The organism is Oceanicaulis sp. (assembly GCA_040112665.1).
GTDB lineage: Bacteria > Pseudomonadota > Alphaproteobacteria > Caulobacterales > Maricaulaceae > Oceanicaulis.
Map to the genome: position 1 here is coordinate 1,315,108 of CP157796.1, position 26,664 is coordinate 1,341,771.

Here is a 26,664-nt window from a genome sequence, read left to right on the forward strand (position 1 = left end):
GCCCCGGCCGGGCGGCCGGGGCTTTTGTCTTCGGGCGCTTGAAGCCGCCTAGATGTCCAGCAGCATGCGCTGCGGGTTTTCGAGGCTCTCCTTGACGCGGACCAGGAAGGTCACCGCCTCCTTGCCGTCGACGATGCGGTGATCATAGCTCAGCGCCAGATACATCATCGGGCGGATCACCACCTGACCGTCGATGGCGACCGGGCGCTCCTGGATCTTGTGCATGCCGAGAATGCCCGATTGCGGCGCGTTCAGGATCGGGCTCGACAGAAGCGAGCCGTAAACCCCGCCGTTGGACAGGGTGAAGGTCGCGCCCTGCATGTCCTCGAGGCCGAGCTTGTTGTCCCGGGCGCGCTTGCCCAGATCCATGATCGATTTCTCGATTTCGGCGAGCGATTTCTGGTCCGCGTCGCGCACCACCGGCACCACCAGGCCCCGGTCGGTGCCGACCGCCACGCCCATGTCGTAGAAATTCTTGTAGATGATGTCCGTGCCGTCGATCTCGGCGTTGACCGCGGGGATCTCTTTCAGCGCGGTGACGCAGGCCTTCACGAAGAAGCTCATGAAGCCCAGCTTCACGCCGTGCTTGGCGACGAAGTCGTCCTGGATCTCCTTGCGAAGGGCCATGATCGCGCTCATGTCCGCTTCGTTATAGGTCGTCAGCATCGCCGCAGTGTTCTGCGCCTCTTTCAGGCGCCGGGCGATGGTCTGGCGAAGCCGGGTCATCTTCACCCGCTCCTCGCGATCGCCGGTCTCCCGCGGCGCGGAAGACTGCGCGGGCGCAGGCGCGGCCGGGCGCGCGCCGCCTTCAAGGGCTTTCAGCGCATCGCCCTTGGTCACGCGGCCGTCCTTGCCGGTGCCTTCGACCTTGGAAAGATCGAGATCGTTCTCGGCTGCGACGCGCTTGGCGCTCGGCATGGCCTTGCCGCCCGACTGGCCGCCGGCGCTTTCCTTCTCGCCGCCGCCATAGCCGCCCTCGCGGCCCGAGCTGTCGCCCGCGCCGGACTTCGCCGCGCCGCCGCCCGAAGCGCCTTCGCGGATCTTCGCGACGACCTGATCAGGGCTGACCGTGTCGCCTTCGGAGACGGTGAATTCCTCCACCACGCCCGCGACGGGGCTGGGGACCTCGACGGCGACCTTGTCGGTCTCGATCTCCATCAGCGCCTGGTCCTGCTCGACGCGGTCGCCGGGCTTGACCAGAAGCGCGCCGATCTGGCCTTCGCTGACGCTCTCGCCCATCACCGGGACCTTGGCCTCGACGATGGAACCGCCGCCCGACCCGCCATCGGCGCCGCCGGACGATTTGGCTTCGGCTTTCTTCGGCTCGGCGTCCTTCTTGGGCGCGTCGGCCTTCTTTTCGCTCTTGGACGACCCGCCGGACGCGCCTTCCTCGAGCTCGCCCAGCTTGGCGCCGATCTCGACGGTCTCGCCTTCCTGAGCGCTGATCGAGGCGATCACGCCGTCGGCTTCGGCGCGCACCTCGACGGAGACCTTGTCGGTCTCCAGCTCGACGAGCACGTCGTCCTTCTTCACCTGGTCGCCTTCTTTGACCTGCCAGGCGCCGACGGTGGCTTCGGAGACGCTTTCGCCCAGGGTCGGGACGGAGATGTCGGTCATGTGCGGTGTTTCCTCAGTATCGTCGGTCTAGGCGCCGAGCGCTTCGTCGATCAGGGCTTTTTGCTGGGCCTGGTGCTTGGACAGAAGTCCCGTCGCGGTCGAGGCCGACGGCGCACGGCCCGCATAGGCCGGGCGGGAGACCTTCGAACCGGCCTTGTCCAGGCAGAACTCGATATACGGCTCCACGAAGGTCCACGCGCCCATATTGCGCGGCTCTTCCTGGCACCAGACCACGTCGGCGTTCGCAAAGCGCTTGAGCTCGTCGATCACCGACTTGGCGGGGAAGGGATAGAACTGCTCGACGCGCAGGATGTAGACGTCGTCGATCCCGCGGCTCTCGCGCTCTTCGAGCAGGTCGTAATAGACCTTGCCCGAGCACAGCACGACGCGGCGGATCTTCTCGTCCTTGACGAGCCTGATCTCGGTGCGGCCCGCGGCGATGTCGTCGCGGCCCTTGCGCACCTTGGTGTCCGCATCGTCCCACAGAACGCGGTGGAAGCTCGAGCCGGGGCCGAACTCGACCAGCGAGGAGATGCAGCGCTTGTGGCGCAGCAGGCTCTTGGGCGTCATCAGGACCAGCGGCTTTCTGAAACCGCGATGGATCTGACGGCGCAGGATGTGGAAATAGTTCGCCGGGGTCGAGCAATTGGCGACCTGCATGTTGTCTTCGGCGCATTGCTGCAGGAAGCGTTCGAGCCGGGCCGAGCTGTGTTCGGGGCCTTGGCCCTCATAGCCGTGCGGCAGCAGCATCACCAGGCCGCTCATCCTGAGCCATTTGCGCTCGGCGCTGGAGATGAACTGGTCGATGATGACCTGAGCGCCGTTGGTGAAGTCGCCGAACTGCGCTTCCCACATGGTCAGCGTGTTGGGCGCGGAGGTGGAGTAGCCGTACTCGAAGCCGAGCACCGCCTCCTCGCTGAGCATGGAATCGATGACCTCGTAGCGCGCCTGATCCTCAGTGAGGTGATTGAGCAGCGTGTACTTGGTCTCGCTCTCCTGATCGATGATATGCGAATGGCGCTGGGAGAAGGTGCCGCGGCCTGAATCCTGGCCGGCCAGGCGCACCGGGAAGCCCTCGTCCAAGAGCGTGCCGAACGCGAGATGCTCGGCGGTCGCCCAGTCGATCCCGTCGCCGTCCTCGAGCACCGCCTTGCGCCGGTTGTCGAGCACGCGCCGAAGCGTCTTGTGGATGTTCAGGCCCTCGGGAACGGTCGTCATCCGGTCGGCGACGAACTTCACCCGGTCGATGTCGACTGCGGTCTGGCCGCGCCGGTCGTCTTCCTCGGGAAGCCCCAGGCCCGACCAGACGCCGTCCAGCCAGTCGGCCTTGTTGGCCTTGTAGGACTTGCCGGAGTCGAATTCAGCGTCGAGGAATTTCTCGAACTCTTCCGCCCAGGCGTCCGCTTCGCCGGACTTGATCACGCCTTCTTCGGTCAGCCGCTCGGCGTAGATTTCCCGGGTCGAGCGCCGCCCGGCGATCGCCTTGTACATCAGCGGCTGGGTGAAGCTCGGATCGTCGCCCTCGTTATGGCCGAAGCGGCGATAGCAGAACATGTCCACCACCACGTCCTTGCCGAAGAGCTGGCGATATTCGGTGGCGATCTTCGCGGCGTAGACCACCGCTTCGGGGTCGTCGCCGTTCACGTGGAAGATCGGCGCCTGGACCATCAGCGCGACGTCGGAAGGATAGGGCGAGGACCGGCTGTCCTTGGGATCGGTGGTGAAGCCGATCTGATTGTTGACCACGAAATGGATCGCGCCGCCCGTGCGGTGACCTTTCAGGCCCGACAGGCCGAAGCACTCGGCCACGATGCCTTGGCCGGCGAACGCAGCATCGCCGTGCAGCAGAAGCGGCAGCACCATTTCCGAGGTGTTCACCTCGTCGCCGAGCTCGCGGCGGTATTTGGTCTGCTTGGCGCGCGCCTTGCCCAGAACGACCGGGTTCACCGCCTCGAGGTGGGACGGGTTCGGCGTCAGCGACAGATGGACCATGTTGCCGTCGAACTCGCGGTCCGAGGACGAGCCCAGGTGATATTTCACATCGCCCGAGGCGTAGTCCTCGCCGCCCATCGAGTCCCCGCCCTGAAACTCGTGGAAGATCACGTGATAGGGCTTGCCCATCACGGCGGCGAGCACGTTCAGGCGGCCGCGGTGCGGCATGCCGAGGATGATCTCCTTCATCCCCAGCGCGCCGCCGCGCTTGATGATCTGTTCCAGCGCGGGGACCAGCGCCTCGCCGCCGTCGATCCCGAACCGCTTGGTGCCCGGATAGCGCTTGTGCAGGAAGCGCTCGAAGCCTTCGGCCTCGACGAGCTTTTTCAGGATCGCCTTCTTGCCGTTCTTGGAGAACGCGATCTCCTTGTCCGGCCCCTCGATGCGCTCCTGCAGCCACATCTTCTCGTCGGGATTGGAGATGTGCATGAACTCCACCGCGAAGGTGGAGCAATAGGTGCGCTTCAAGATCTCCAGCATCTGGCGGACCGTCGCGGTCTCCAGCCCCAGATAGCCGTTGATGAAGATCTCGCGGTCCATGTCCGCGTCGGTGAAGCCGTAACTGGACGGGTCGAGCTCGGGCTGGTGACCGAAATTGGTCAGGCCCAGCGGGTCGAGATCGGCCGCCAGATGGCCCCGCATCCGGTAGGCGCGGATGAGCATGATCGCGGCGATGGAGTCGCGCACCGCGGCGTGCACCTCTTCCGGGCTCGCGCCTGCGCCCTTGTGGCCGGCCACCGCGTCAGGCAGGGCGATCGTGTCGGCCTCGATGTCGCCCAGGGCGGCGACCATCTCGCCGTTCGCCCGGCGCGGCCAGTCGCTGCGCTTCCAGGCGGGGCCTTTCGCGGCGTGCCGGCTCGCGGCGCGGTCGTCGCCGACTTCGGCGAAAAAGGCGCGCCAGCTTTCCGGCACCGAGGACGGGTTCTCGGCGTAGGCGGCGGCCATCTGTTCGAGATAGGCGGCGTTGCCGCCGAACAGGAAGGAGGTTTCCAGGAAAGTCTGGTTCTGTGTCGAGCGTGCGTCAGCCATCGATGCCATGGGGTCGGCGAGCGGAGGGAGCGCGCGGGAGCCCGCGCGCGCGAAGGGGTCGGGCGCACATTTATGCCTCTTCAGACCGAAAGAGAAGCCCGCAGCGACCGATATCGGACCTTGGTCGAAGACGGACCGCAGCTCTATTCCCGGCGACCGGCGTCAGGCGGCGTCGAGTTCCCGGCCCAGATGGCGCTTGATCAGCCGGTCGGCGCGCTTGAGCAGGATGCTCTGGGCATGCAGCGTGATGGCGTTCATGGCGCAATCGGCCAGGCCCTCCAGCACCTTGCGCTCGCGGTCGTTGATCGTCCGCGGGGTGCGATCGATGACGCAGACCGTGCCCAGGGCGAAGCCTTCGGGATCGAGGATCGAAGCGCCGGCGTAAAAGCGAATAAAGGGCGGCCCGGTGACGAGCGGGTTGGTCTTGAAGCCGGGGTGGGTCTCTGCGTTCTCGACGACGAACACGCCGTCCTGCTCGATGGCGTGGGCGCAGAAGGAAAATTCGCGCGGGGTCTCGCGCACGTCGAGGCCGATGCAGGCCTTGAACCATTGACGGTAGTCGTCGACCAGTGAAATCAGCGCGATCGGCGCCTCGAACGCCGCCTGGGCGGTGCGCGTCACGCACTCGAAGCTGGGGTGCGGCGCGGTGTCCAGGATCTGGTAGGCGCGCAGGGCTTCGACGCGTTTCTGCTCGATCGACATCAGCTCAGGTCTCGCTCGTGCGATTAGTGTTGAGCATGTTCAGTGAAGCAGATCGGCCTAACGTGGCGTAAATGTAACTGCACGAAAGACCCCGCCCGGACAGGCCGGGCGGGGCCTCTTCGTTCGACAGCCGAAGCCTAGCCCTTCAACGCCTCGGCCAGCGTGACGCCCATGCGGGCCGGGCTGTCGGCGATGGCGATGCCGGCCGAACGCATGGCCTCGATCTTGTCTTCCGCGCCGCCTTTGCCGCCGGCGACGATCGCGCCGGCGTGGCCCATGGTCCGGCCCGGAGGCGCGGTGCGGCCCGCGATGAAGCCGGCCATCGGCTTCTTGCGGCCCTTCTTCGCTTCGTCCTTGAGGAACTGGGCGGCGTCTTCCTCGGCGCTGCCGCCGATTTCGCCGATCATGATGATGGATTTGGTCTCCTCGTCGGCGAGGAACATCTCCAGCACGTCGATGAATTCGGTGCCTTTCACCGGATCGCCGCCGATGCCGACGGCCGTGGTCTGGCCCAGGCCCGCATTGGTGGTCTGGAACACAGCCTCATAGGTCAGCGTGCCCGAACGCGACACGACGCCCACCGAGCCCTTGGAGAAGATCGAGCCCGGCATGATGCCGATCTTGCACTCTTCGGGGGTCAGCACGCCGGGGCAGTTCGGGCCCAGCAGGCGCGAGTTCGATTTTTCGAGCTTCGCCTTTACGCGCACCATGTCCATCACCGGGATGCCCTCAGTGATGCAGGTGATCAGCTCGATGCCGGCGTCGATCGCCTCGATGATCGCGTCGGCCGCGCCGGCGGGCGGCACGTAGACGACCGAGGCCGTCGCGCCGGTGCGCTCCTTGCCCTCGGCGACGCTAGCGAAGATCGGCAGGCTCTCGCCGCCCTTGCCGGTCCAGCTTTCGCCGCCCTTCCTGGGGTGCACGCCGCCGACCATCTTGGTGCCGTGATAGGCCAGCGCCTGCTCGGTGTGGAAGGTGCCGGTCTTGCCGGTCAGGCCCTGGACGAGAACCTTGGTGTCGCGATTGACGAGGACGGACATGGATTATCCTTCTTGGGTTTCGAGGAAGGGGTTGATGACGGTCACGGCGCCGTAGGTCTGGCCGTGGTTGAGGTCTTCGGAATAGACGGTTTTCGCGCCGAGCTTTTCAGCCGCGGCAAGAATGGCGGCGTCCCAATAGCGGATCTGGTAGCGCTGGGAGAGGTCGACGGCCCGGAACGCGACGGAGGCGTCGTTGACCTGAAGGGGCTTGCGGGCGAGCAGTTCCACCCAGCGCTTCGCCGAAGCCGGGTCCAGCGGCACGTCGCCCTTGCGGATGACGTTGGAGTAGAACTCGCCGAGCACCTGGGCGGACGTCCCGAATTCGGTGGTCAGAAGCCCGCGCGCGACGGCGTACTTTTCCGGCGCGTCGATCCGCCCGGTCGCCGCGTAGATCAGCACGTTGGAATCAAGGAACGTCTCAACGATCAAAGCGCGGGAGCCCCGAATAGGTCTCGTCGCGGCTCGGACGCCAGTCGCCCATGCGCGCTTCGCTGGTCTCCGCGAGCTTTAAAAGCTCCTGCGTCACCTCGTCAGCTTCACGCTCGGCCTGCACCACGCGCTCGAGATACTCACGGATCATGGCGTTGACGCTTGTCCGCTTCATCGCCGCGACGACGCGCGCGCGGTCCAGCAGGTCTTCGTCGATGGCGAGGGTGAGGTTCTTGGTCATGGGCACCGATACCCTTTGTAGATGTCCGCGCGCATGGGGCGGTGACGGCTCGTGGCGCGCTCGAAGCGCGCCACGATCGTGCATAGCCGCTCTTCGGCCAATCCGGGGTTTTCGGGCGATGCGGCCACCGCCGCGAGCAGCTCACCGGCGAGCGCGTCAACGCTCACACCCAACGCCTCCGCTACGGGGCGGGCGCGCTCGGCGATATCCGACTCGACGGCGAGGCTGAGGGTCTTGGACACCAAAACGCTCCACGGATTATGTGTTACACATAACCTGTGGGGCGCTGCGTATCAATCAGCCTTTCGGCGGATACGGGTCTTTACCGTACGTATTCCGTTCGCGAATTTGGCCGTTCCGTCCATGAATGAACATCTCACTACCTTGCGATTGAGCACGGCCTTTGGCGGCTTCAATCGCTGCGGCTTGCGTTTCATGAACAGATCCGGCCCGCGTCGCCCCGGCGGACTTTACCGCCCAAGCGCCATTGTGCGGAACGACATGCTGGTCCTTCTTCGCCATGATGATCTCCTTCCGAATCGACGACCGAAAGCAGAATACCAGAACAAATTAAGAACGCCTAGTCGCCTACCCCTTCACCGCCTTGGTGATCTTCTGCGCGGCATCGTCGAGATCGTCGGCCGACGTGATGTCCAGACCGCTTTCGTTCAGGAGCGTCTTGCCCTGCTCGACATTCGTGCCTTCCAGGCGCACGACCAGCGGGACTTTCAGGCCGACTTCCTTCACCGCGGCGATGACGCCCTCGGCGATGACGTCGCAGCGCATGATGCCGCCGAAGATGTTGACCAGGATGCCTTTGACGTTCGGGTCGGCGGTGATGATCTTGAAGGCCGCGGTGACCTTCTCCTTGCTGGCGCCGCCGCCCACATCGAGGAAGTTCGCCGGCTCCGCGCCGTAGAGCTTGATGATGTCCATCGTCGCCATGGCCAGGCCCGCGCCGTTGACCATGCAGCCGATATCGCCGTCGAGCGCGATATAGGCGAGGTCGTACTTGCTCGCCTCGATTTCTTTCTGGTCTTCCTCGGTGAGGTCGCGCAGCTCGCGGATGTCCTCGTGGCGGAACAGGGCGTTGCCGTCGAAGGACACTTTCGCATCCAGCACGCGCAGCCGGCCATTCTCCATGACGATCAGCGGGTTGATCTCCAGAAGGCTCATGTCCTTCTCGACGAACGCCTTGTAGAGCGTCGGCGCGAGGCTCTCCATGTCTTCGCGCGCGGCGTCTTTCAGCTCCAGCGCGTCGGCGAGCTTGGCCGCATCGGCCTCGGTAACGCCCGCCTCGGGGTCGATATTGACCGTGATGATCTTCTCAGGCGTCTCTTCGGCGACCTGCTCGATGTCCATGCCGCCTTCGGTGGAGACCACGAAGGCGACCTGGCCGGTCTCGCGGTTCACCAGAAGCGAGCAGTAGAGCTCGGTGGCGATGTCCGCGCCGTCCTCGATGTAGAGCCGGTTGACCTGCTTGCCGGCCGGGCCGGTCTGGTGGGTCACCAGCGTGTTGCCGAGCATCTCGCGAACGTGTTTCTCGACGTCTTCCTTTGAGAAGGCGAGGCGCACGCCGCCCTTCGCGTCGGGGCCGAGCTCCTTGAACTTGCCCTTGCCGCGGCCGCCGGCGTGGATCTGCGATTTCACGACATAGAGCGGGCCGGGCAGCTGGTCGGCGGCCTTCACCGCCTCTTCGACGGTGAAAACGGCCACGCCGTCCGCGACGGGCGCGCCGAAGGATTTCAGAAGGGCCTTGGCCTGATGCTCGTGAATGTTCATGGGCCGGGTGCTCTCGCAAATGGAAGGGCGAAACGAAACGCGGGCGCCGGACGGGCCGCGGGCGGGATTCGGGAGGCGTTATAACACCGGCGCGACCTCGCGCAACGCGGCTCGGCGCTCCGTCTTTGGTCTTAGCGCGCCCCGCCGGTGAAGCGGGCGCTCAGCGCCCCCGCCGCCCAGCCCAGACCGCCCGACAATCCCGCCGCCAGCGCGATCTGCACCCAGCCTGCGCGCGCCTCTCCGACCGCCGCGTCCGCGCCGCCCACGATGCCGAGCGCCAGAAGCTGCCCGGCCAGAACCGGCACGCCCGCGCCCAGAAGCGCCCATCCCATGAAGGACAGGAAGCCCAGCGCGCGCAGCCGCTCGCGCAGCTGTAGCGCGATCAGCGCGCCCGCCAGCGCAGGCAGGATGACGGCGATCGCGCTCAAGCGCTCCCCTCGCCGCTGCGCGCCGGCACGTCCGGGGCCGGGTCGTCGAAGTCGGGGGACTCGATCTCCGCGAGCTCGCCTGACGTGGCGGACAGATAGACGAAGGGCTCGCGCTCGGCCTCGTTGACGGCCTTGCGGCGCTGGCGGCGGATGAACATCACCGCGCACAGAACCATCGAGAAGAACGCGCCGAAGAGAAACAGCCCGCGCGCGCCCAGCGGTCCGGAATAGGCGATCCCGGCCAGGATCGGTCCCACCACCGCGCCGGCGGCCCAGACCAGAAGCAGCCCGGACGCGATCGAGGGCAGCTCCTCGATCCGCGAGCGGTCCGCGGCGTGCGCGACCGCGACGCCGTAATAGGCCAGCGACGCCGCCCCCCACAGCCCGGCGAGCCCCGCCCCGGCCCACAGGCCCGGGGCCGGGATCACCGCAAGCACGATGGCGAACAGGGCTGCGGCGGCGGCCAAAGCTGCGACCACCAGGCGCCGGTCGAACCGGTCGGACACCATGCCGGCGGGCAGCTGGGTCAGCATCGAGGCGGCGTAGATCACCGCGATCACCGTCGCCGCCGCACTGGCCGTCGGCCCGCCGGCGAGCCCTTCCGCCCAGATCGGCACGAAGGCGAGCAGGCCTGAATTCACGACGCCTGCAACGAACACCGCAGCAGCCGCAGACGGAGCGATGTCGAACAGGCGCAGCGGCGAGACGCTTTCAGTGCTCGGCGGGGAGGGCTGGCGGCGCAGGGTGAACACCACCGGCACCAGCGACAGCGACAGGAAGATGCCTGAAATGATGAAGCCGTCGGTCAGGTCGAAGGGCGGCAGGGCGACCAGGAACGGCCCGGCGATCAGCCCGGCCCGGCCGAGGATCTGATACACGCCGATCACCGCGCCGCGGCGTTCGGCCGGGGTGGCGTCGGCGATCCAGCTTTCAGAGACCGCGAAAATACCCGCCGCGCAGACCCCGAAGCCGAAGCGCGCGATCGTCCAAAAGGTGAAGTCGCTGGCCAGCGCCAGCATCAGCGTCACCGCCGCCGCCCCGCCCGCATAGGCGGCGTAGGCGCGGATATGACCGATCGCGCGGATCACCCGCGGCGCGGTGAAGGCGCCGGCCATGAAGCCCGCCGCATAGGCGGCGATCACGCCGCCGATGGCGATCTCCGCCCAGCCTTGCGCGTTCATCGCCAGCGGCAGCGCCACGCCCAGCGCGCCGCCGGCGATCTGCAGAAAGATCGTCGCCGCCATGACGGTCGCGACATTGCGGTAGACGAGCATGGGCGGGTCCGTTCGGGGGCCGGGGAAGGGAGGGTTCGGCGCTACAAAGCCACGCGCCGCGCGCGGGTTCAAGCGCGCCCGCTCATATCCGCCGCAATCAGCCGATCCGCGCGAGCCGGGCGAGGATCCAGTCGATCGAGACCGGCCCGGCGCCGCGCAGCGCCAGGTATCCCCCGATCGCAGCGTAGGCCAGCGTCGAGGGCCAGGCCTCGGGCAGCACGAACATGACGTGCCAGACCGCGCCCGTCACCACCAGAAGTCCTGAGATCCGCGTCAGGAACCCCGCTGCGAGCGACAGCGAGAGCACCACCGCACTCGCCAGAAGCACGAAGGCGGCGAACCCCGGATCGACGCCGCCGAGCGTCCAGACCGACGCCGCCTCTCTGAGCCCCGGGGCGGGATCGAGCCAGTCCTGCAGGGACAACCGGTCCGGCGGGCTCGCCGTGTTGGCGTAGGCCCAGCCCAGGAACTGCACGATCAGGGCGAACCGCATGGCCAGACCCACGACGAGATCGATCGGGGTCTCGCCCGGCCGGGGCGGCGGCGGGCAGGCCGCGCCGTCGGCGAAATGCGCGCCAGCGTCGCCCTCAGTGTCGCGGTCGGTGCGGAAATTCATCATCGCGGCCCCCCTCAGAGCCGCGACGATAAAAGCGCTCCCTCGCAGGCGCGCGCAAGTCCGCCCGGCGTTCGCTCAGCGCGGCCGCCGGGCGGAGTCGCATCTATGTCACGGCGCTAGCGTGCGCCGATGGCGGCGAGGTTCACCCGCTGGTCGCGCACGACTTCGCCGGCTTCGTCCTTGATCTGAAGAGCGAGTTCGCCGCCTTCCCAGTCGATGCCGATGACGCCGTAATTGACCGGCGCGTACATCGCTCCGATCCGGTGCGGACCAGGCTCGTTGTTCTCGTCGCGGAAGCTCATGTTCAGAGACGACGAGGTGATCTCGTAGAGCGGATAGGGCGCGACGTCCTCGCGCACATAGAGGCCCGAGGAGTGACGGTCGCCGGAGACGAGCACCACGCCGTTCGCGCCGGTCTGCCCGATCATGTCGTAAAGCCGCTGACGCTCGAGCGGCATGGTGCGCCAGGCTTCCCAGCCGTGCCCGTCGGCGTGCACCTGGATGGAGCTGACCAGAAGCCGCAGATCGGCGGGAACCTGAAGCTGCTCCTCGAGCCAGGCCCACTGGGTCTCGCCCAGCATGGACTGTTCGGGATCGGCGCTGGGCAGGTAGCGCTCCTTGCCCACAGCGCCGCGCTCGTCGGTCGGGGTGAGGCCGGTGCGGAAATACCGGGTGTCCAGAAGGATGATCTGAACGCGCCGGCCTTCGGGCCCGAACACATGGGACTCATAGATGCCCGGCCGGTCGCGGCGGACGTCGTCGGCCGGCGCGCGCCAGAAATCGAGGAACAGGGTCTGCGCGAAGCCCTTGAAGGGGAAGTCCGCGCCCATGTCGTTCATGCCGTAATCATGGTCGTCCCAGGTCGCCAGCATGGGGAAGGCGGCGCGCAGGACCTGAAACTCGGGCCGGTCGGCGAGCTGGTGATAGGCCTCGCGCAGCTCGGGCAGGGTGGCGTCGTAGAGCCGGGCGTCGCCGTACACGTTGTCGCCGATATACATGAAGAGGTCGTGGTCCTCCGCCGCGATGGTCTGAAGGATCGGGATCTCCCGCTCGGCGGTGTTGCACGAGCCGAACGCGATCGAGGTCAGCACCGCGTCCAGACCCGGGAGCGGCGGGCCGGCCGGCGCGACGGGCGGGTCGTATTCCAGCTGGGCGTAGAACGGCGCGAGCGCCTCGACCGGGGTGGAGGGGGCTTCGTAGAGCCCCGCGTCGGCGAGGGTCTCGCTGTCGGGCCGCGGCAGATCGAGGCCTGCGGGCTGCTCGGCGACAGGTTCGGCGCAGGCGGCCAGGGCGAACACCCCGGCGGCGGCGAGAAGAGCGGTGCGGATCATGATGCAGTCTCCGTTCGCGCGCCCCCGCGCGCTGTATCAGCGACGGGTTTACCCCGATCGGGCGACAAATCAATGATCCCGCCCCGTGCGGGACGCTGCGCCGCCGGGCCGCCTCAGCTGAAAAACACCGCATGGCCGAGCCGTCCCGGCGTGAGCGTCAGAAGGCCGGGGATGGTCAGCGCGGCGAAAAACAGCACCAGCGCGCTCGTCCGGTGCTTGGCGGTGAGCCCCCGGCGCGCGCGCACCGCCAGCTCTATCGTGCCGAACAGGGTGATCGGCACCAGGATATGGATCCAGCTGAAAGCGCCGTCATTGATCTGGCGGATGAAGATCGCGCTTATGGCCGTGAACACCATCAGCCCGACCCAGAGATAGCCGAACGTTCGGTGGGGGATCGTCCCCTTGGGCGCGGTGAACTGCACCGCCCCCAGGCCCAGCGCGCCGATCGCGGCAAGCGCATGGGCCTGCACGATGACGGGCGCGGCGAGGAAGGCTTCGATATTCATCGGCCCGGCCCCACCAGTTCGACGGTGACCGTCTGATCGCCCTGATGGTCGAACGCGGCTTCCTCCCAACGCGCCCGGCGCATGCGCGGCGACAGGTTGGAAAACCCGAACCGCTCGGAGGGCATGCCCAGGAAGTTGCGGTCGAAGTCATTGTTCGCATTGGCGTCGTGAAACGTGATCACGGCGTACCGGCCCGGCGCGAGCCCGTCGAACGCCGCAGTCACCCCGGCCGGATCGGCCGGCGTCATCGTCTGTGCGATTTCGTCGCCCGCCGCATAGGACGCCTCGTCGGCGTAGACGCCGATCCAGACCTGACCTTCGTGGCTGGCGACGCCGGTTACGCGCACCCGCAGTTCCGATTGCAGCGCCGTCTCGGTGCGCTCGGTCAGCAAGGCGGCGGCGTGGATCGCAGGCGCAGGGGTGAAGGCGATGACGCCGGCGGCGGCGAGGCCCGCCGCGAGCGCGGATTTCAGTACGACGTGCATGACGGTCTCCTTATGCGTCAGCCGGAGGTGATCGCCGGCGGCGGAAATCTTGATGACGGCGGCCTGGCGGGCGAAAAAGCGACGGTTCGCGGATCGACCGGAGTTTCACGTGAACGGGCGGGGCGCGTCCGTTCGCGCTTCGCGAACGGAAGGCGGGGAGGACGAGCCATGGCCGGGCGGACGATCATGCAGCACGCACGCGGTGCGATGCGCTCGGCCGCCCTGGTCGTCGGGGTCGGCACGTTCCTGGCTCTGATCGGGCCGTTCGGCACCCATCAGATCGGATGGCCGCAGGTCTGGCTCTACTGGGTCGCGCTGATCGGCTTCGGCGCCCTGTTCGGCCATGGCGCAGGCGAGCTGCTGCCGCGCCTGTTTCCGAAACTGCCCGAGTGGGCGGTCTACGTGCTCGCCGCCGCGTTTCTGTCAGTCCCCGTGTCGGTGGCGGTCGTCGGGCTGGAAGGCGCGTTCGGCGGCGGGTTCGATCCGACCGAGCTGTTGCGAACCTACCCCCCGGTCTTCGTCATCTCCGGTTTCGTCGCTGCGGTGATCTACGCCGTCACCAAGCTGTCCGAACGGCGAGAGGCGGCGGATCGGGACGCGCCTTTGCGTCCCGCCCGCGCGCTGACCGACAAGCTGCCGCACCGGCTGAGGACCGCACCGATCCTGTCGCTGACCAGCGAGGATCATTATCTGCGCGTGCGCACCGACCTGGGCGAAGCGCTGATCCTGATGCGCCTGTCGGACGCGGTCGCGGCTATGGAGGGCGTGGACGGCGCGCAGACCCACCGCTCCTGGTGGGTGGCGCGCGAGGCCGTCACCGACGCGCGCAAGGGCGACGGCCGGGGGACGCTGATCCTGAAAGACGGCGCCGAAGCGCCGGTCAGCCGCACCTACTATCCCGCGCTGCGCGAGGCGGGCTGGTTCTGACCGAGCCGCCCGGTGGCCGCGATCCACAGCTCGGCCAGCACGAGATTGGGGACCCAGCACAGGAAGGCGATCGCCGGATAGGCGGTCTCGAACGGTAGATCCATCATCGCGCTGGCAGGCAGTTGAAGGCGCAGCGTCACGGCGGCCAGCGTCAGGGCGTAGCTTCGGATCATCCAGCGGCGATGCTCGGCGAAGCGCCCGGCCAGCGCGAGGGCCAGTCCCCGGCCGGTCGTGAGGAGCCAGGCGATCGCGAGCCCGCCGAAACCCGCCGCCGCAACCGGTCCGCTGGTCGTACCGACAGCCAGGGCGAGCCCTGAAACGCCGCCCGCAAGGCAGGCCGTCACATACGTCACGCCGACGGCGCGATGCAGCCAGGGCAGGGACCGCCGCAGCCGGGGCAGGAACTGCACCGGCCCGATGGCAAGCGCGAGCGCGGCGAAGCCGGCATGGATCGGCAGGAACGGGTCTGCGAACCGGTTCGCGACGACTTCCGGCGGCGCCGCAGGCGGATCGGCCATGAGATAGCGCAGCGAGACGGCCGCCACGGCGAAGGCGAAGACCGCGAGGACGCCGAGACCGATCCGGCTCGGCCAGCTGAGTGTGGGGACTGCCATGAGGGTCGCTCCGTCTTTGTCGTGACAGATCGATCGCGCCGATCGCGGCGTGCGCCCAGACCCGCCTTCGCCAGCGGCGCCGCGCCTTCGTGAGCGTCCTGCCGAGCGACGTTCGCGACGCGCGAGCGTCACGGGTTTGACCGGCGGGCCAGGGTCGGGAATAGACTCGTCTCATGTCTGACGCCGGCGCTTCATCCGATCGGCCGGGACGCGCGGCGTCCTGGCGCGGCGAGCTCGCCGCCGACCTGGCGGTGATGGCCGCCGCCGGCGCGTTTTTCGCTGCGATCGGCCCGTTCGACACCGACACCGCGCCTGCTGCGGCGCGCGCGCTCTACTGGATGGGCGTCATGCTGGCCGGCGGGCTCGTGGTGTTCGGCGCGGAGCGGATCGTGCGCGCACTGGCTCCGGCGGCCCCGGACTGGGCGGTGGCGGCGCTGACCGCGCTGGCCGCGACGCCCGTGCAGACCGGAGTGGTCGTGGCCGCAGGGGCGCTCGTCTTCGGCTATACGCCGCGCTGGGCGATCTATGTCGAACTTCTGCCTGCGGTGCTGGTGGTGACCCTCGCCGCAGTCGGCACGCTCGCGCTCGCCCGGCTGGCGCGGCGGCGTTCCGGCGAGGCCGCTTGGAACGGGACGCCGCCTGAGGAAGCGCCGGGGGATGACATGCTTCCGCCCGCTGCAATCGCGACGCGCCTTCCCGCCAGGCTGCGCGGTTCGCCGCTGATCGCGCTTCAGGCCGAGGATCATTATGTGCGCGTGCACACCGAAGCGGGTTCAGACCTCGTCCTGATGCGCTTCGCGGATGCTCTTGAGGCGGTCGAGGCAGGCGCGGCCGGTCACAGGCTGCACCGGTCCTGGTGGGCGCGCGCCGACGCGATCGAGGCGGCGTCCTACCGCAGGGGCACGGGACAGGCGCAGCTGAAAGCCGGCCTCACCGCTCCCGTCAGCCGGACCTATGCGCCGGCGTTGAGGCGGGCGGGACTGCTTTAGGCCCGGCCGGGAAAAGATGGCGCACCCGAAAGGATTCGAACCTTTGACCTCTGCCTTCGGAGGGCAGCGCTCTATCCAGCTGAGCTACGGGTGCGTCTGACGCCCTCTTAACCCGGCCTCGCGCCCGGTTCAATCGCCCCGCGCAATCCCCGGGCGCCGCAGACCGCCTGGCGGCTCGACGCGGGGCCGCCGGCATGCGTTAGTCCCCGCACATGGAAAACTCCGATCTCGTCCTTCTGGCCGCCTCGGGCCTGGTGCTGCTCGCCGTCGCTGGCGCGGCGGCGACGAGCCGGGCGGGCGCGCCGCTTTTGCTGGTGTTCCTGAGCCTGGGGATGCTGGCGGGCGTGGAGGGTCCGGGCGGGTTCGATTTTCACGCCATGGACACCGCCTATCTGCTGGGCTCGCTGGCGCTCGCGCTGATCCTGTTCGACGGCGGGCTGGGCACGCGGGTGCGCGGGCTGAAAATGGTGCTGCGCCCTTCGATCAGCCTGGCCACCATCGGCGTGCTGATCACCACCGGCGTCACGTCGCTGGCCGCGCGCGCCCTGTTCGATCTGAGCTGGACCGAGGCCGTTCTGATGGGCGCGATCGTCAGCTCCACCGACGCGGCGGCGGTGCTGGCGCTGCTGGGCGGGCGCGAGCTCAGGGCGCGGCCGCGCGTGGTGGCGACGCTGGAGGCGGAGTCCGGCTTCAACGATCCCGTCGCCGTGATCCTGGTCACCGCCTGCGTGGAGATCCTGGTCAGCGGCGCGGTGCCCGATCCGCTGCCGCTGGGCGGCTCGATCCTCTGGGCGCTGCTCGCCGGCGCGGCGGTGGGCGTGCTCGGCGGTCGGGCCACAGCGCTCGTCAGGAACCGGGTCGCCCTGCCTGAAAGCCTGCACCCGATCTTCGCGGTGGCTGCGGCGGTGTTCCTGTTCGCGCTGGCCGAAGCGGTCGGCGGGTCGGGTTTTCTCGCAGCGTATCTGGCCGGGGTGTCGGTGCGTGCGAACAGCCATGGTCCGGCGCGCGAGGCGACCGAGCGGTTTTCAGACGGGCTGGCCTGGCTCGCCCAGATCGGACTGTTCCTGATGCTGGGGCTTCTGGTCGCGCCCTCGCACGCGGTGTCGGTCGCCCTGCCTGCGCTTTTGCTCGCGCTCGTGCTGATCTTCGTGGCGCGGCCCGTGGCGGTCTTCCTGTGCCTCGCGCCGGAGAAGTTCAAACCGCGCGAGACCGGCTTCATCGCCTGGATGGGCCTGCGCGGGGCGGTGCCGATCTTTCTGGGGACAGTGCCCGTGCTCGCAGGCGTGGAGCAGGCGAACCTGTTCTTCTCGGTCGCCTTCGCCGTCGTGCTGGTCTCGCTGGTGGTGCAGGGCTGGACCGCCGGGCCGGTCACCCGCGCCTTCAGGATCGCCCCGCCCCAGAACGCCCGTTCGGGTCGGCAGAAGCTCGCAGGCGCGGCGATCGCAGCCGCGGGCGCGGCGGCGCTGACCGCGGGGGTCTATGTCGGCGCCGGGCTCATCGAGGACACCCCGCGCCGAGTCGATCCGCAGACCGTCGCGGAACTGCGCCAGACGCTGTCACGCGCCGAGCCGGGCGCCGCGCCGATCATCGGCGCCTTGCCCGCCGACTGGAGCGATCTCGACGCGGCCGACCGGCGCGACCTGTTCGCAGAGCTTGTCTCCACGCTGGCGGCCACCGAGAACGCACGCATTCTCGAAGACCGGGCGACGGTCCGCCGCTTCATCCAGTTCGAGGCGCAGGGCCGGACGCTGTCGCTCGCCGACCAGGCCGAGCGCGAGGCGCTGGCGCGGGTCTATGACGGCCGCTACGCCGATCTCGACGATCTTCTGAGCCGGATCGACATCGTCCCGCCCCGCCTCGTCACCGCGCAGGCGGCGCTGGCGTCGGGCTGGGGCGGATCGGACGGCGCGCAGAGCCGCAACGCGCTGTTCGGCGGGGCCGCCCACGGCTCGCTCAGCGCGGCGGTCGCAGACCAGATGAGGCTTCTGAACAGCCATCCGGACTTTCAGGACTTCCGCGACCGCCGCGCTGCGCTGAGGGCGGCGGACGCCGATCTCGACCCTGTTGCGCTGGCCGCCGAACTCGGACCCTACGCGTCGGAGCCGGGCTATCCCGATCGCCTGCGCGCGGTGATGGACGGATTGCCGGGCTAGGATTTGTCCGATTTGCGCGACCAGCTGATCCCGCCGCCGGCGATGATGAGCACGAACAGGCAGATCGCCCACCACCAGTCGGCCCAGAATTGAGACAGGGCGTCCATGCTCACTCCTCCTCTGCGACGGGAGCAGGGCCGGCCCAGGCCAGATAGGCGGTGGGCAGCACCACGCTCCAGATGATCGCGCCCCACAGCAGCGCGCTCCAGTGGTCCCAGGTCGACGGCGCCCAGAGCTCGATCCGGGTCGCGTCGCTGGCGATGCCCATGTAGAGGATGCCGACCAGCGTCAGCGCGCCGAACACCTGATAGGCGAAGGCGTGCGCCCGGCGGCGCAGATCGAGCTCCATCTCGTCGAGCAACTTCGTCTCCTCGCCGACGATGCGCTGCATCGAGCTCGGCGCGATGACGATGAAGGCGATCAGCGCGCCGACCATCAGCCCGTAGCCGGCGAGGCTCGAGCCGTAGAGATGGGCGACGCATCCGGCCGGATAGAGCGTCAGCGCGGCGGTCGTCGCCAGCCGCATGATCCAGGCCGGCAGGGCCGGCGCGTCCTTGGTTTTGCCGCGATAGAAGAAACTCATCGTCAGTCTCCCTTGCCGGCGAAGAGCGAGGGGAAGGGCTCGAGCGAGAACACGGCCTCCACCGGCGCTCCGAAATGCGCGGCGATCTTCAGGGCCAGCTCGAGCGAGGGGTTGTAGTCGCCCCGTTCGAGATAGCCGATGGTCTGCGGGTTCACCCCCAGCGCTTCGGCCAGGGCCTTGCGGGAGACGCCGCGCTCGGCGCGTAGCAGGGCGATGCGGTTATGAATCTTCATCTCACCCCTCCCGGCGGCCCCCGGACCCCGTGTCCAGCCTCGCCGCAGGAATAGCTCTATGCGATACGCTATAAGCTGTAAAATGAAATGTTGTACATACACAACAATTCGGAGCAGGGCTACGCGCGCGAGCGCGGCCCTTGCGCCGGACGCCTAGTCGTAAAGGTCGAGGTCGTCTTGGTCCTGGTCCTTGCGCCGGCGGGCGGAGTCGATGCCCGTGCCCATGGCCAGGCCCGCGCCCACGCGGGTCTCTTCGGGATGGTCGCGCTTCCAGCGGGTCATCATCCAGCGATAGAGCGCGATCGGAACGAAGATCGCGAGCACCCCCAGGATGATGAGCACGACAAACCCGCCCGTGCTTTCAGGGCGGAGCTGGATCAGCACCAGGATCGCGGCCGCCATGAAGGTGACGGCCAGAAGAAAGGCGAGGAGGCGGGCGAAAAACTTGGTCATGGCCCGAATTTAACATATCGGGCCGGAGCGGCGTTCCTTTTTCGCCTCAGCCCGCCTTTTCCGCATCCGCGCCGTAGGTCAGCGCCAGGAACACGTCCTCGAGATCGGCTTCCTCGGTGCGAAGGTCGGCGATGCGGGCGCCGGAGGCGTGGAAGGTCTCGATCATCTCCGCCACGGACGCTTCGCCGTAGCGATAGGTGATCGCCAGAGCGCCATCGGGGCGGATCGTGGCCTCGTGGCGGTCGAACCCGGCGGGCACGGCCTCGAGCGGTTCGGCGGGTTCGATGACGAGCGTCTTCTTGTCGAGGCGCTTTAAGAGCGTCTCCTTGCGCTCGCAGGCGACGACCTCGCCATGATTGACGATGGCGATCTGGTCGCACAGCTCCTGGGCTTCCTCGAGATAGTGCGTCGTCAGAACGATCGTCACGCCCTGGCGGTTGAGCTCGACCACGTATTCCCAGAGCTGGCGGCGCAGCTCGATATCCACCCCGGCTGTGGGCTCGTCGAGCACCAGAACAGGCGGGTTGTGCACCAGCGCCTTGGCGACCAGCAGCCGGCGCTTCATCCCGCCCGACAACTGGCGGACATAGGCGTCCTTCTTGTCGCTGAGGCCGACCGCTTCGAGGATTTCGGCTGTGCGCCGCTCGGCCTTCGGTACGCCGTAAAAGCCCGCCATCAGCTCCAGCGTCTCATAGGGCGTGAAGAACACGTCCATATTGAGCTCCTGAGGCACCACGCCGATCCCGGCGCGGGCTTCGCGCGGGGATCTGTCGATATCCACGCCCCAGATCTTCGCCGTCCCCGCGCTTTTGGTCACGAGACCTGCGAAGATGTTGATGAAGGTCGACTTGCCCGCGCCGTTGGGGCCCAGCAGCCCGAAGATCGAGCCGGTCGGCACGGCGAGATCGACGCCTTTCAGGGCGTGTTTCGCCGGGCTGGTCTTGCGGGCCGGGTAGGTCTTTTCAAGCCCTCTGGCTTCGAGCGCGAATTCGGGCGTTGCGGTGGAGCGCATCGGCAGGTCCTGGCTGAGCGTAAGGAGCGCGGCGGCGCGCGATTGACGCTGCGCGTCCGACCGCCTTAAGACGGGCCGGACCCTAGACCGCCGCCGCGCGGGCGTCCACGCCCGCGTCCGCCTGCCTCCGGAGCCCCGCCATGAGCCGCACCGATCCCGAAAACGAGGTTCGCGCCGCTGAAGCCGGCGCCACCGGCTTTCCGCCGCCTGAAGTGATCGTTGTCACGCAAAAGCGCGTGATGTGCGACGGCGGGGGCGGCGCGCTGGGCCATCCGCGCACCTATTACGACATGGGCGAGGAGACCTGGGTGGAGTGCGGGTATTGCGACCGCCGCTTCGTGCTCAAGGGCTCGCCGGACGATCCCGACGCCTGATCCCGCTTCGCCTTGCCTGGCCCCGCGGATCGCGCTGAACTGCGCGCGAGTGACGGGGAGGGCGGCATGACCGACACGCCGAGCGTCGCGCCGGAGAGCGCGGGCCTGACCAAGCGTATCGGCTTCTGGACCGGGATCGTGCTGGCCGCGGGCCTGCAGGTCATCCCGCTGCCTGAAGGGCTGAGCCGGGAGGCCTGGCTTCTGGCCTCGCTGGCGCTTCTGATGGCGAGCTGGTGGGCGACCGAAGCCATACCGATCGCGGCGACCGCGCTGGTCCCGCTCGCCGTGTTTCCGTTTCTCGGCATCGTGTCGACGCGGACGGCGGCCGCGCCCTACGCCGATCCGATCGTCATGCTGCTGCTGGGCGGGTTTGTCGTCGCACTGGCGATCGAGCGGTGGAATCTGCATGCGCGCATCGCGCTCAACGTCGTGGCCGCGTTCGGATCACGGCCGGCGGCGATGGTGCTAGGCTTCATGGCCGCGAGCGCGCTTCTGTCGATGTGGATCTCCAACACCGCCACCACGCTGATGATGATCCCGATCGCGCTGAAGGTCGCCGACGCAGTCGCAGAAGAGGGCGTGGACGCGAGACGCTTCGCCCCGGCTCTGGCGCTCGCGGTCGCCTATGCGGCGTCGGTCGGCGGGGTGATGACCCCGGTCGGAACGCCGACGAACCTCATCGCCATGGGCTTTCTGACCCGCGAGTTCGACACGGCTGTGAGCTTTCCCCAGTGGATGATGCTGGGCGTGCCGGCCGCCCTTCTGATCATCCCCGTCATGTGGCTGATCCTGACGCGCTGGGTGTTCAGGATCGAGAACCGGGCGCCCAGCGCGGCCGGCCGCGCCGCCGTGCTCGAACACAGAAAAGCGCTCGGGAGAATGAGCACGCCGGAGCTGCGCGTCGCGCTCGCCTTCGGCACGGTCGCGCTTTTGTGGATGGGCCGGGACCTGCCCGGATTTCTCATCGGGCTGGGCGAGGACGTCAGCTTCGGCTGGAACCCGCTTCTGGCCTGGCTGAGCGGACAGATCAGCCTGCCCGTCACGCCGGCGCTGGGCAACGCCCAGATCGCCATGGCTGGCGCGCTGGCGATGTTCCTGATCCCCGCGGGCGGGGCGCACAAGGGCGAAGCGCTGATGGACTGGCCCACCGTGCAGCGCCTGCCCTGGGCGGTGATCTTATTGTTCGGCGGGGGCCTGTCGCTGGCCGCGGCGATCCAGGCGACGGGGCTGGCTGAATGGATCGGCGGTCATCTCGCCTGGGTGGCGGCCCTGCCCTTGCCGCTGACCGTGCTGATCCTGTGCCTGATCGTGGTCTTCCTGACCGAGCTGACCTCGAACGTGGCTACGGTCTCGGGCTTCCTGCCCGTGCTCGCCGCTGTCGCGGTGGAGGCCGGCGTGCCGCCGGTCTGGCTCGTCGCGCCGATCGCGATTGCAGCGAGTTGCGCCTTCATGCTGCCGGTCGCCACAGCGCCCAACGCCATCGTCTACGCCTCGGGCGCAGCCAGTATGAACCAGATGATCAAGGCGGGCTTCCGCATCAACCTCGCCGCGGCCCCCATCGTGGCGCTGGTCGCAAGCGTGCTCGGCCCGGTGGCGTTTCCGGGTTAGGGGGCTCTGACCTCGACCAGCATCTCGCCTGCATCCAGCGCCTCGATGATCTGGGGCCATGCGGCCGGCCAGTCCTTTGCGAGCCGTTGATGTGTCGTGTTGCCGAGCCGGACCCAGATCACCGGCACGCCGGGACCCGGCGGCTGAGCGAAATCCCCGTCCTTTGTAATGATCGCCGCACGGCGGCGCTGCGCCTCCTCGACGATGTCGCCGTCCGACGCGCGCGCCAGTCCGATTCGGCGCACATGCTCGGCGGGCAGTCCCTGATCGGTGATCCAGATGGCGAGCCAGACCGGCAGGTTCTGGTCGACGAGAAAGTTCATTCCGCCGCGATCACCCGATGATCGACCGCCTTGCTCGCATACGCCAGCGCGGCGCTGATGTCGGCGTCTTCGAGATCGGGATAGCTTTCGAGGATATCCGCGCGCGTTGCGCCGCCTGCGAGCATGTCGAGCACGTCGACGACGCGGATGCGCAGGCCCCTGAGGCAGGGGCGGCCGCCCATCTTGCCGGGCTCGATCGTTACGCGGGAGAGCAGCGCCTCGTCGGTCATGGGTGAACCATACCCTGAAGCAGGCGAGGCCGCGAGCCGTTACGGCCCGGGCTTCGGGACGGATCGCCTCAGGCCGCTTTCTTCTTGGTCTTGCGCACGGCGTGATCGGCCATGAAGGCCTTCATTTTCGGGGCGATTTCCTCGCGGAAGCGCCGGCCGTTGAAGACGCCGTAATGGCCGACCTTGGGCTGGACATGGTCGAGCTGAAGCGCGTCGGGTAGCCCGCTGCACAGCGTGTGCGCGGCCTGGGTCTGGCCGATGCCGGAAATGTCGTCGTTCTCGCCCTCGACGGTCAGAAGCGCCACGTCGCGGATGGTCTCGGGGCGGACCGGGCGGCCGTCCACGGTCATCAGCCCGCGCGCGAGCTTGTGCTCCTGGAACACGTCCTGGATGGTCTGAAGGTAGAATTCCTCGGTCAGGTCCATCACCGAGAGGTATTCGTCATAGAAGCTGCGGTGCTTGTCCGCGCTGTCGCCGTCGCCCTCGACCAGCTGGTGGAAGAAATTCCAGTGCGCGTCGACATGCCGGTCGTAGTTCATGTTGATGAAGCCGGTGAGCTGCAGAAAGCCCGGATAGACCCGCCGCATCGCGCCCGGATACACCGCCGGCACGGTGTAGATGAGGTTGTCGCGGAACCAGGAATAGGGCCGTTCCTCGGCCAGCTTGTTCGGCACGGTGGGCGATTTGCGCGCGTCGATCGGGCTGCCCATGAAGGTCATCGACAGCGGCCGGCGCGGATCGTCGTCCTCGGCCATCAGCGCGATCGCGGCCAGGGTGGGCGGGCCGGGCTGGCAGACCGCGACCACATGCACGTCAGGCCCGATCGCGGCGATCATCTCGCGGACATACTGAACGTAGTCGTCCAGCGCGAACCGGCCGTCGAGCACGGGGACCATGCGCGCGTCGGTCCAGTCGGTGATGTAGACCTCGCTGTCGGGCAGGAAGGCCTCGACCGTGCCGCGCAGCAGCGTGGCGTAGTGCCCGCTCATCGGCGCGACGAACAGAACCTTGGGATCTTTGATCTCGCCCTGCTTCACGCCGCGCGCGCGGCCGAGCGCCGCACGATCGCGCTTGAAATGGATGAGATTGCAGAAGGGTTTGGACCAGACCGTCTCGATCTCGACGCTGACCGGTTTTCCGTCGACCTCGACCGGGCTGACGCCCCAGTCGGGCTTGCCGTAATACCGGGTCAGGCTTTCAAACAGGTCCGCGGCCGCCGCCGTGGTGCGCCCGGCCAGCGTGTCGCCCATCGGATTGAGCGGGTTGCGCAGCGTGCGCCGGGTCACGTTCGCGGCGGCGCGCCAGGGCAGCATGGCCGCCCGGCCCATCTCGAGAAGGGAATAAAGCATCGGTTAAACCTCCGGCCCCTTATGGCGAACCCGTCCGGGGCGTGCAGGTTCGATCATGACCTGCGATCCGCTAAAAAAGCCTCTAAACGGCCCGCCAGCTCGTCCGGATTGGTGGCGGACGTGGGGAAAACGTCGGCGAATTCGCCGTTCTCGTCCATCAGGTAGATGATCGAGCTGTGATCGACCGTGTATTCGGTGAAGGACTCGTTTTCCACCTTCGCATAGTGCACGCGATAGGCGCGGGCGGCCTGGCGCACCTGTTCAGGCGTGCCGGTCAGGCCGATAAGGCCCTCGGGGAAGGAGGGCGAGCTCACATAGTCCTCCAGCGATTCCGGCGTGTCGCGCTCGGGGTCGACGCTGATCAGGATGGGCTGGATGCGCGCACGCTCGGCTTCGCTGAGCTGATCGAGCGCGGCGCCCATGATCTGCAGCGAGAAGGGGCAGACGTCCGGGCAGTAGGTGAAGCCGAAATAGATCAGCATCGCCTTGCCCTTGAAGTCCTCCTCGGTGACGGTTTCACCGTCCTGGTTCACCAGCGTGAACGGCCCGCCGATCTGCGCCTCGCCGCTGACACGGACGGGGCCGGAACGCGCCGGCGACGCCTCGCCCGCGCCGCGGGCCACGGTCAGGATCGCCACGCCGGCCGCTGCGGCCAGCAACGTGGCGATGGCGGGGATCATCCAGACAGGACGCTGGGACACAGTCGAAAACTCCTCTTCACTCGCCGATCTGGGTCAGCGCGCCGCGCTCGCGCGCCGATCTCAGAAGCCAGCCATATAGCAAAACCCCGCCGCCGAGCCATACGACGTTCAGCGCGGCCGCTGCGCCCAGTGCGCCGAGATCGAAGGTCTGATCGTTCAGAAGCGCGCGCAGGCCCTCGAAGATATGAGACGGCGGCAGGGCGGCGGCGACCGGCTCCAGGAAATCGGGCAGCACGTCGACGGGATAATACACTGCGCAGAACGGGGTGATGCCGAACATCAGCGCCCAGGGCATGTCCTGCGCGCCCTGCCCGTACCGGGTGACCAGACCTGCGGCCAGCAGCGAGATCGACCAGCCGAAGGCGACCAGGTTGAGCACGAAGAGCGGCAGGGCCAGCCCGACGGTGAAGATGTTGAAGCCGAAGAACACCGCCGCGACGATCACCGCGGGGATCATCGCCACCAGCGTCTTGGTGACCGACACGATCATCAGCGAGCCGATCAGCTCGGCCGGGCTCAGCGGGCTGACCAGCAGATTGCCCAGGTTGCGCGACCAGATCTCTTCCATATAGGCGAGCGAGAGCCCCAGCTGGCTGCGCCAGGTCACGTCCCAGAGCAGCACCGCGCCCAGCACGGCGGCGAGCACCAGCTCGCCCGCCCCGCCCACCTCGTTGAAGACGTGCAGCTGGATGAGCCCCCAGACGGTGATCTGCACCAGCGGCCAGTAGACCAGGTCCACCATGCGCGGCCAGCTGCCCAGGATGAGCACCCACTGGCGTTCGACGAGCGCGTAAAGCCGGCCGGTCACGCCGCATCCTCCGCGCGGGCGACGTCCAGGAAGACTTCCTCCAGCGTCCCGCGGCCGTATTTTTCGAGCAGGGCGCGGGGCGGGGCGTCGTCGATGATGCGGCCGGCCTTCATCATCAGGACCCGGCTCGCCAGTCGCTCGACCTCGCCCATGTTGTGGCTGGCCATCAGGATCGCCGCGCCTGTGTCCGTCCGCCAGGCTTCGAGCTCGGTGCGCACCCAGTCCGCGCTGTCGGGATCGAGCGAGGCGGTGGGTTCGTCCAGCAGCAACAGGTCCGGATCGTTGATCAGCGCCTTGGCCAGACCCACCCGCGTCGCCTGACCGGCCGACAGCGCGCCCGTGGCCCGATTGAGATACGCGGTCAGATGCAGGCGCTCGGCGACGGCCTCGGCGGCTTCCTTGGGGCGCGGCACGCCGTAGAGCCGGGCGTAGACCATGAGATTGCGGCGGACGGTCAGGCGCTTGGGCAGGTCGACATAGGGGCTCTGGAAATTCATCCGCGCCCGCGCCTTGCCGCCCTGGCGGGCCATGTCGAAGCCCAGGATGGAGATCCGGCCCTCGCTCGGCCGGGTCAGGCCCAGCATCATGGCGAGCGTGGTGGTCTTGCCCGCCCCGTTGCCGCCCAGAAGCGCGGTCGTCTCCCCGCGCTTCAGCGTGAAGTCGAGCCCCTTCACCGCGGCGAAGTCGCCGTAGCGCTTTACAAGCCCTGTCACTTCGGCTGCGGGCGCGTCACTCGGTCCGCTTGACGGCGGCATCGTCTTCCTTCTCGTTTCGCGGGTTACGGCGAACATGGGACGGGCGCGGGCGGAAGTCGAGAGCGCGAGAGGACAGGCCT

At 68.0% G+C, this 26,664-nt stretch carries 31 protein-coding genes and 1 tRNA gene; 5 read left to right on the plus strand and 27 right to left on the minus strand.

All coding sequences use genetic code 11. The features are described from left to right. Positions 1–48: 48 nt before the first annotated feature. From odhB to ABL308_06275, 15 genes are all read right to left on the minus strand, one after another. Entirely contained in the window at positions 49–1,617 is a 1,569-nt protein-coding gene (odhB, locus tag ABL308_06205; GenBank protein XBQ17470.1) for a 2-oxoglutarate dehydrogenase complex dihydrolipoyllysine-residue succinyltransferase, read from the minus strand. Between the two features lie 27 nt (positions 1,618–1,644). Next, on the minus strand, positions 1,645–4,638 hold the full coding sequence (locus ABL308_06210; GenBank protein ID XBQ17471.1) for a 2-oxoglutarate dehydrogenase E1 component: 2,994 nt from the start codon (positions 4,636–4,638) through the stop codon (positions 1,645–1,647). A gap of 162 nt (positions 4,639–4,800) precedes the next feature. Further along, positions 4,801–5,340, minus strand: a complete 540-nt coding sequence (locus ABL308_06215; GenBank protein XBQ17472.1) for a GAF domain-containing protein — start codon at positions 5,338–5,340, stop codon at positions 4,801–4,803. Positions 5,341–5,477: 137 nt separating this feature from the next. Then, positions 5,478–6,380, minus strand: a complete 903-nt coding sequence (sucD, locus tag ABL308_06220) for a succinate--CoA ligase subunit alpha (protein XBQ17473.1) — start codon at positions 6,378–6,380, stop codon at positions 5,478–5,480. 3 nt (positions 6,381–6,383) lie between these two features. Then, entirely contained in the window at positions 6,384–6,809 is a 426-nt protein-coding gene (locus ABL308_06225) for a PIN domain-containing protein (protein XBQ17474.1), read from the minus strand. Next, positions 6,799–7,050 carry a DUF6364 family protein gene (locus ABL308_06230; protein XBQ17475.1) on the minus strand — a complete coding sequence of 84 codons (252 nt, stop codon included), beginning with the start codon at positions 7,048–7,050 and terminating at the stop codon, positions 6,799–6,801. Before ABL308_06230 ends, ABL308_06225 begins: the two co-directional genes overlap by 11 nt. Further along, positions 7,047–7,292 carry a hypothetical protein gene (locus ABL308_06235; GenBank protein ID XBQ17476.1) on the minus strand — a complete coding sequence of 82 codons (246 nt, stop codon included), beginning with the start codon at positions 7,290–7,292 and terminating at the stop codon, positions 7,047–7,049. Before ABL308_06235 ends, ABL308_06230 begins: the two co-directional genes overlap by 4 nt. Before the next feature lie 55 nt (positions 7,293–7,347). Continuing rightward, the gene (locus ABL308_06240; protein XBQ17477.1) at positions 7,348–7,572 is read right to left on the minus strand and encodes a DUF2188 domain-containing protein; all 225 of its coding nucleotides are present in this window, start codon (positions 7,570–7,572) and stop codon (positions 7,348–7,350) included. Positions 7,573–7,638: 66 nt separating this feature from the next. Further along, complete coding sequence (gene sucC, locus ABL308_06245; GenBank protein XBQ17478.1) at positions 7,639–8,832, minus strand: ADP-forming succinate--CoA ligase subunit beta; 1,194 nt, start codon at positions 8,830–8,832, stop codon at positions 7,639–7,641. Positions 8,833–8,963: 131 nt separating this feature from the next. Continuing rightward, complete coding sequence (locus ABL308_06250; protein ID XBQ17479.1) at positions 8,964–9,260, minus strand: hypothetical protein; 297 nt, start codon at positions 9,258–9,260, stop codon at positions 8,964–8,966. Beyond that, positions 9,257–10,534 carry an MFS transporter gene (locus tag ABL308_06255; GenBank protein XBQ17480.1) on the minus strand — a complete coding sequence of 426 codons (1,278 nt, stop codon included), beginning with the start codon at positions 10,532–10,534 and terminating at the stop codon, positions 9,257–9,259. Before ABL308_06255 ends, ABL308_06250 begins: the two co-directional genes overlap by 4 nt. Before the next feature lie 97 nt (positions 10,535–10,631). Next, positions 10,632–11,153, minus strand: a complete 522-nt coding sequence (locus ABL308_06260) for a hypothetical protein (GenBank protein XBQ17481.1) — start codon at positions 11,151–11,153, stop codon at positions 10,632–10,634. A gap of 113 nt (positions 11,154–11,266) precedes the next feature. Continuing rightward, positions 11,267–12,481: an alkaline phosphatase D family protein gene (locus ABL308_06265; GenBank protein ID XBQ17482.1), complete on the minus strand. Its 1,215-nt coding sequence runs from the start codon at positions 12,479–12,481 to the stop codon at positions 11,267–11,269. Positions 12,482–12,594: 113 nt separating this feature from the next. Further along, positions 12,595–12,987 carry a DUF2306 domain-containing protein gene (locus ABL308_06270; GenBank protein XBQ17483.1) on the minus strand — a complete coding sequence of 131 codons (393 nt, stop codon included), beginning with the start codon at positions 12,985–12,987 and terminating at the stop codon, positions 12,595–12,597. Next, positions 12,984–13,472, minus strand: coding sequence for a DUF2141 domain-containing protein (locus ABL308_06275; GenBank protein ID XBQ17484.1), 489 nt, complete (start codon positions 13,470–13,472; stop codon positions 12,984–12,986). The genes ABL308_06270 and ABL308_06275 overlap by 4 nt, the downstream gene beginning before the upstream one ends. 168 nt (positions 13,473–13,640) lie before the next feature. On the opposite strand from ABL308_06275, the gene ABL308_06280 reads away from it, so the two are divergent. Then, positions 13,641–14,399: a LytTR family DNA-binding domain-containing protein gene (locus ABL308_06280; GenBank protein ID XBQ17485.1), complete on the plus strand. Its 759-nt coding sequence runs from the start codon at positions 13,641–13,643 to the stop codon at positions 14,397–14,399. On the opposite strand, the gene ABL308_06285 is transcribed toward ABL308_06280, so the two are convergent. Further along, positions 14,366–15,013, minus strand: a complete 648-nt coding sequence (locus tag ABL308_06285) for a DUF2306 domain-containing protein (GenBank protein XBQ17486.1) — start codon at positions 15,011–15,013, stop codon at positions 14,366–14,368. The genes ABL308_06280 and ABL308_06285 overlap by 34 nt on opposite strands. 173 nt (positions 15,014–15,186) lie before the next feature. Between ABL308_06285 and ABL308_06290 the strand changes: the two genes are divergently transcribed. Beyond that, positions 15,187–16,002 carry a LytTR family transcriptional regulator DNA-binding domain-containing protein gene (locus ABL308_06290; protein ID XBQ17487.1) on the plus strand — a complete coding sequence of 272 codons (816 nt, stop codon included), beginning with the start codon at positions 15,187–15,189 and terminating at the stop codon, positions 16,000–16,002. Between the two features lie 17 nt (positions 16,003–16,019). On the opposite strand, the gene ABL308_06295 is transcribed toward ABL308_06290, so the two are convergent. Further along, positions 16,020–16,096, minus strand: a tRNA-Arg gene (locus ABL308_06295). 118 nt (positions 16,097–16,214) lie between these two features. Between ABL308_06295 and ABL308_06300 the strand changes: the two genes are divergently transcribed. Beyond that, positions 16,215–18,155 (plus strand): potassium/proton antiporter, encoded by a 1,941-nt coding sequence (locus tag ABL308_06300; GenBank protein XBQ17488.1) that lies wholly within the window; start codon positions 16,215–16,217, stop codon positions 18,153–18,155. A gap of 109 nt (positions 18,156–18,264) precedes the next feature. Here the strand turns inward: ABL308_06300 and ABL308_06305 are convergent, their stop codons facing one another. The 4 genes from ABL308_06305 to ABL308_06320 all read right to left on the minus strand — a co-directional run bounded on the left by ABL308_06305 (position 18,265) and on the right by ABL308_06320 (position 20,436). Beyond that, entirely contained in the window at positions 18,265–18,738 is a 474-nt protein-coding gene (locus tag ABL308_06305) for a hypothetical protein (GenBank protein XBQ17489.1), read from the minus strand. A gap of 2 nt (positions 18,739–18,740) precedes the next feature. Continuing rightward, complete coding sequence (locus ABL308_06310; GenBank protein ID XBQ17490.1) at positions 18,741–18,971, minus strand: helix-turn-helix transcriptional regulator; 231 nt, start codon at positions 18,969–18,971, stop codon at positions 18,741–18,743. A gap of 153 nt (positions 18,972–19,124) precedes the next feature. Beyond that, on the minus strand, positions 19,125–19,424 hold the full coding sequence (locus ABL308_06315; GenBank protein XBQ17491.1) for a hypothetical protein: 300 nt from the start codon (positions 19,422–19,424) through the stop codon (positions 19,125–19,127). A 46-nt stretch (positions 19,425–19,470) separates the two neighbouring features. Next, positions 19,471–20,436, minus strand: coding sequence for an ABC transporter ATP-binding protein (locus ABL308_06320; protein XBQ17492.1), 966 nt, complete (start codon positions 20,434–20,436; stop codon positions 19,471–19,473). Positions 20,437–20,576: 140 nt separating this feature from the next. Here ABL308_06320 and ABL308_06325 point away from each other — a divergent pair, with 140 nt between their 5' ends. Beyond that, entirely contained in the window at positions 20,577–20,810 is a 234-nt protein-coding gene (locus ABL308_06325; GenBank protein XBQ17493.1) for a zinc-finger domain-containing protein, read from the plus strand. A gap of 66 nt (positions 20,811–20,876) precedes the next feature. Beyond that, the gene (locus ABL308_06330) at positions 20,877–22,418 is read left to right on the plus strand and encodes an SLC13 family permease (protein ID XBQ17494.1); all 1,542 of its coding nucleotides are present in this window, start codon (positions 20,877–20,879) and stop codon (positions 22,416–22,418) included. Here the strand turns inward: ABL308_06330 and ABL308_06335 are convergent. The 6 genes from ABL308_06335 to ABL308_06360 all read right to left on the minus strand — a co-directional run bounded on the left by ABL308_06335 (position 22,415) and on the right by ABL308_06360 (position 26,584). Continuing rightward, positions 22,415–22,741 (minus strand): DUF5615 family PIN-like protein, encoded by a 327-nt coding sequence (locus ABL308_06335; GenBank protein ID XBQ17495.1) that lies wholly within the window; start codon positions 22,739–22,741, stop codon positions 22,415–22,417. The genes ABL308_06330 and ABL308_06335 overlap by 4 nt on opposite strands. Beyond that, the gene (locus ABL308_06340) at positions 22,738–22,971 is read right to left on the minus strand and encodes a DUF433 domain-containing protein (GenBank protein XBQ17496.1); all 234 of its coding nucleotides are present in this window, start codon (positions 22,969–22,971) and stop codon (positions 22,738–22,740) included. The genes ABL308_06335 and ABL308_06340 overlap by 4 nt, the downstream gene beginning before the upstream one ends. 68 nt (positions 22,972–23,039) lie before the next feature. Further along, complete coding sequence (phaZ, locus tag ABL308_06345; protein XBQ17497.1) at positions 23,040–24,320, minus strand: polyhydroxyalkanoate depolymerase; 1,281 nt, start codon at positions 24,318–24,320, stop codon at positions 23,040–23,042. Positions 24,321–24,373: 53 nt separating this feature from the next. After that, a complete protein-coding gene (locus ABL308_06350) occupies positions 24,374–25,021 on the minus strand; it encodes an SCO family protein (GenBank protein ID XBQ17498.1) in 648 nt (215 codons plus the stop codon). 16 nt (positions 25,022–25,037) lie between these two features. Further along, positions 25,038–25,829: an ABC transporter permease gene (locus ABL308_06355; GenBank protein ID XBQ17499.1), complete on the minus strand. Its 792-nt coding sequence runs from the start codon at positions 25,827–25,829 to the stop codon at positions 25,038–25,040. After that, the gene (locus tag ABL308_06360; protein ID XBQ17500.1) at positions 25,826–26,584 is read right to left on the minus strand and encodes an ABC transporter ATP-binding protein; all 759 of its coding nucleotides are present in this window, start codon (positions 26,582–26,584) and stop codon (positions 25,826–25,828) included. Before ABL308_06360 ends, ABL308_06355 begins: the two co-directional genes overlap by 4 nt. Positions 26,585–26,664 lie beyond the last annotated feature (80 nt).

What these genes read in the sequence shown, in the direction of transcription:
- ABL308_06320 (XBQ17492.1), bottom strand. Translation starts at nt 20,436, where the DNA reads ATGCGCTCCACCGCAACGCCCGAATTCGCGCTCGAAGCCAGAGGGCTT.
- phaZ (XBQ17497.1), bottom strand. Translation starts at nt 24,320, where the DNA reads ATGCTTTATTCCCTTCTCGAGATGGGCCGGGCGGCCATGCTGCCCTGG.
- ABL308_06340 (XBQ17496.1), bottom strand. Translation starts at nt 22,971, where the DNA reads ATGACCGACGAGGCGCTGCTCTCCCGCGTAACGATCGAGCCCGGCAAG.
- ABL308_06230 (XBQ17475.1), bottom strand. Translation starts at nt 7,050, where the DNA reads ATGACCAAGAACCTCACCCTCGCCATCGACGAAGACCTGCTGGACCGC.
- sucC (XBQ17478.1), bottom strand. Translation starts at nt 8,832, where the DNA reads ATGAACATTCACGAGCATCAGGCCAAGGCCCTTCTGAAATCCTTCGGC.
- ABL308_06240 (XBQ17477.1), bottom strand. Translation starts at nt 7,572, where the DNA reads ATGGCGAAGAAGGACCAGCATGTCGTTCCGCACAATGGCGCTTGGGCG.
- ABL308_06360 (XBQ17500.1), bottom strand. Translation starts at nt 26,584, where the DNA reads ATGCCGCCGTCAAGCGGACCGAGTGACGCGCCCGCAGCCGAAGTGACA.
- ABL308_06305 (XBQ17489.1), bottom strand. Translation starts at nt 18,738, where the DNA reads ATGAGTTTCTTCTATCGCGGCAAAACCAAGGACGCGCCGGCCCTGCCG.
- ABL308_06325 (XBQ17493.1), top strand. Translation starts at nt 20,577, where the DNA reads ATGAGCCGCACCGATCCCGAAAACGAGGTTCGCGCCGCTGAAGCCGGC.
- ABL308_06260 (XBQ17481.1), bottom strand. Translation starts at nt 11,153, where the DNA reads ATGATGAATTTCCGCACCGACCGCGACACTGAGGGCGACGCTGGCGCG.
- ABL308_06255 (XBQ17480.1), bottom strand. Translation starts at nt 10,534, where the DNA reads ATGCTCGTCTACCGCAATGTCGCGACCGTCATGGCGGCGACGATCTTT.
- ABL308_06290 (XBQ17487.1), top strand. Translation starts at nt 15,187, where the DNA reads ATGTCTGACGCCGGCGCTTCATCCGATCGGCCGGGACGCGCGGCGTCC.
- ABL308_06275 (XBQ17484.1), bottom strand. Translation starts at nt 13,472, where the DNA reads ATGCACGTCGTACTGAAATCCGCGCTCGCGGCGGGCCTCGCCGCCGCC.
- ABL308_06210 (XBQ17471.1), bottom strand. Translation starts at nt 4,638, where the DNA reads ATGGCTGACGCACGCTCGACACAGAACCAGACTTTCCTGGAAACCTCC.
- ABL308_06280 (XBQ17485.1), top strand. Translation starts at nt 13,641, where the DNA reads ATGGCCGGGCGGACGATCATGCAGCACGCACGCGGTGCGATGCGCTCG.
- ABL308_06270 (XBQ17483.1), bottom strand. Translation starts at nt 12,987, where the DNA reads ATGAATATCGAAGCCTTCCTCGCCGCGCCCGTCATCGTGCAGGCCCAT.
- odhB (XBQ17470.1), bottom strand. Translation starts at nt 1,617, where the DNA reads ATGACCGACATCTCCGTCCCGACCCTGGGCGAAAGCGTCTCCGAAGCC.
- ABL308_06265 (XBQ17482.1), bottom strand. Translation starts at nt 12,481, where the DNA reads ATGATCCGCACCGCTCTTCTCGCCGCCGCCGGGGTGTTCGCCCTGGCC.
- ABL308_06285 (XBQ17486.1), bottom strand. Translation starts at nt 15,013, where the DNA reads ATGGCAGTCCCCACACTCAGCTGGCCGAGCCGGATCGGTCTCGGCGTC.
- ABL308_06335 (XBQ17495.1), bottom strand. Translation starts at nt 22,741, where the DNA reads ATGAACTTTCTCGTCGACCAGAACCTGCCGGTCTGGCTCGCCATCTGG.
- ABL308_06330 (XBQ17494.1), top strand. Translation starts at nt 20,877, where the DNA reads ATGACCGACACGCCGAGCGTCGCGCCGGAGAGCGCGGGCCTGACCAAG.
- ABL308_06315 (XBQ17491.1), bottom strand. Translation starts at nt 19,424, where the DNA reads ATGACCAAGTTTTTCGCCCGCCTCCTCGCCTTTCTTCTGGCCGTCACC.
- ABL308_06300 (XBQ17488.1), top strand. Translation starts at nt 16,215, where the DNA reads ATGGAAAACTCCGATCTCGTCCTTCTGGCCGCCTCGGGCCTGGTGCTG.
- sucD (XBQ17473.1), bottom strand. Translation starts at nt 6,380, where the DNA reads ATGTCCGTCCTCGTCAATCGCGACACCAAGGTTCTCGTCCAGGGCCTG.
- ABL308_06215 (XBQ17472.1), bottom strand. Translation starts at nt 5,340, where the DNA reads ATGTCGATCGAGCAGAAACGCGTCGAAGCCCTGCGCGCCTACCAGATC.
- ABL308_06310 (XBQ17490.1), bottom strand. Translation starts at nt 18,971, where the DNA reads ATGAAGATTCATAACCGCATCGCCCTGCTACGCGCCGAGCGCGGCGTC.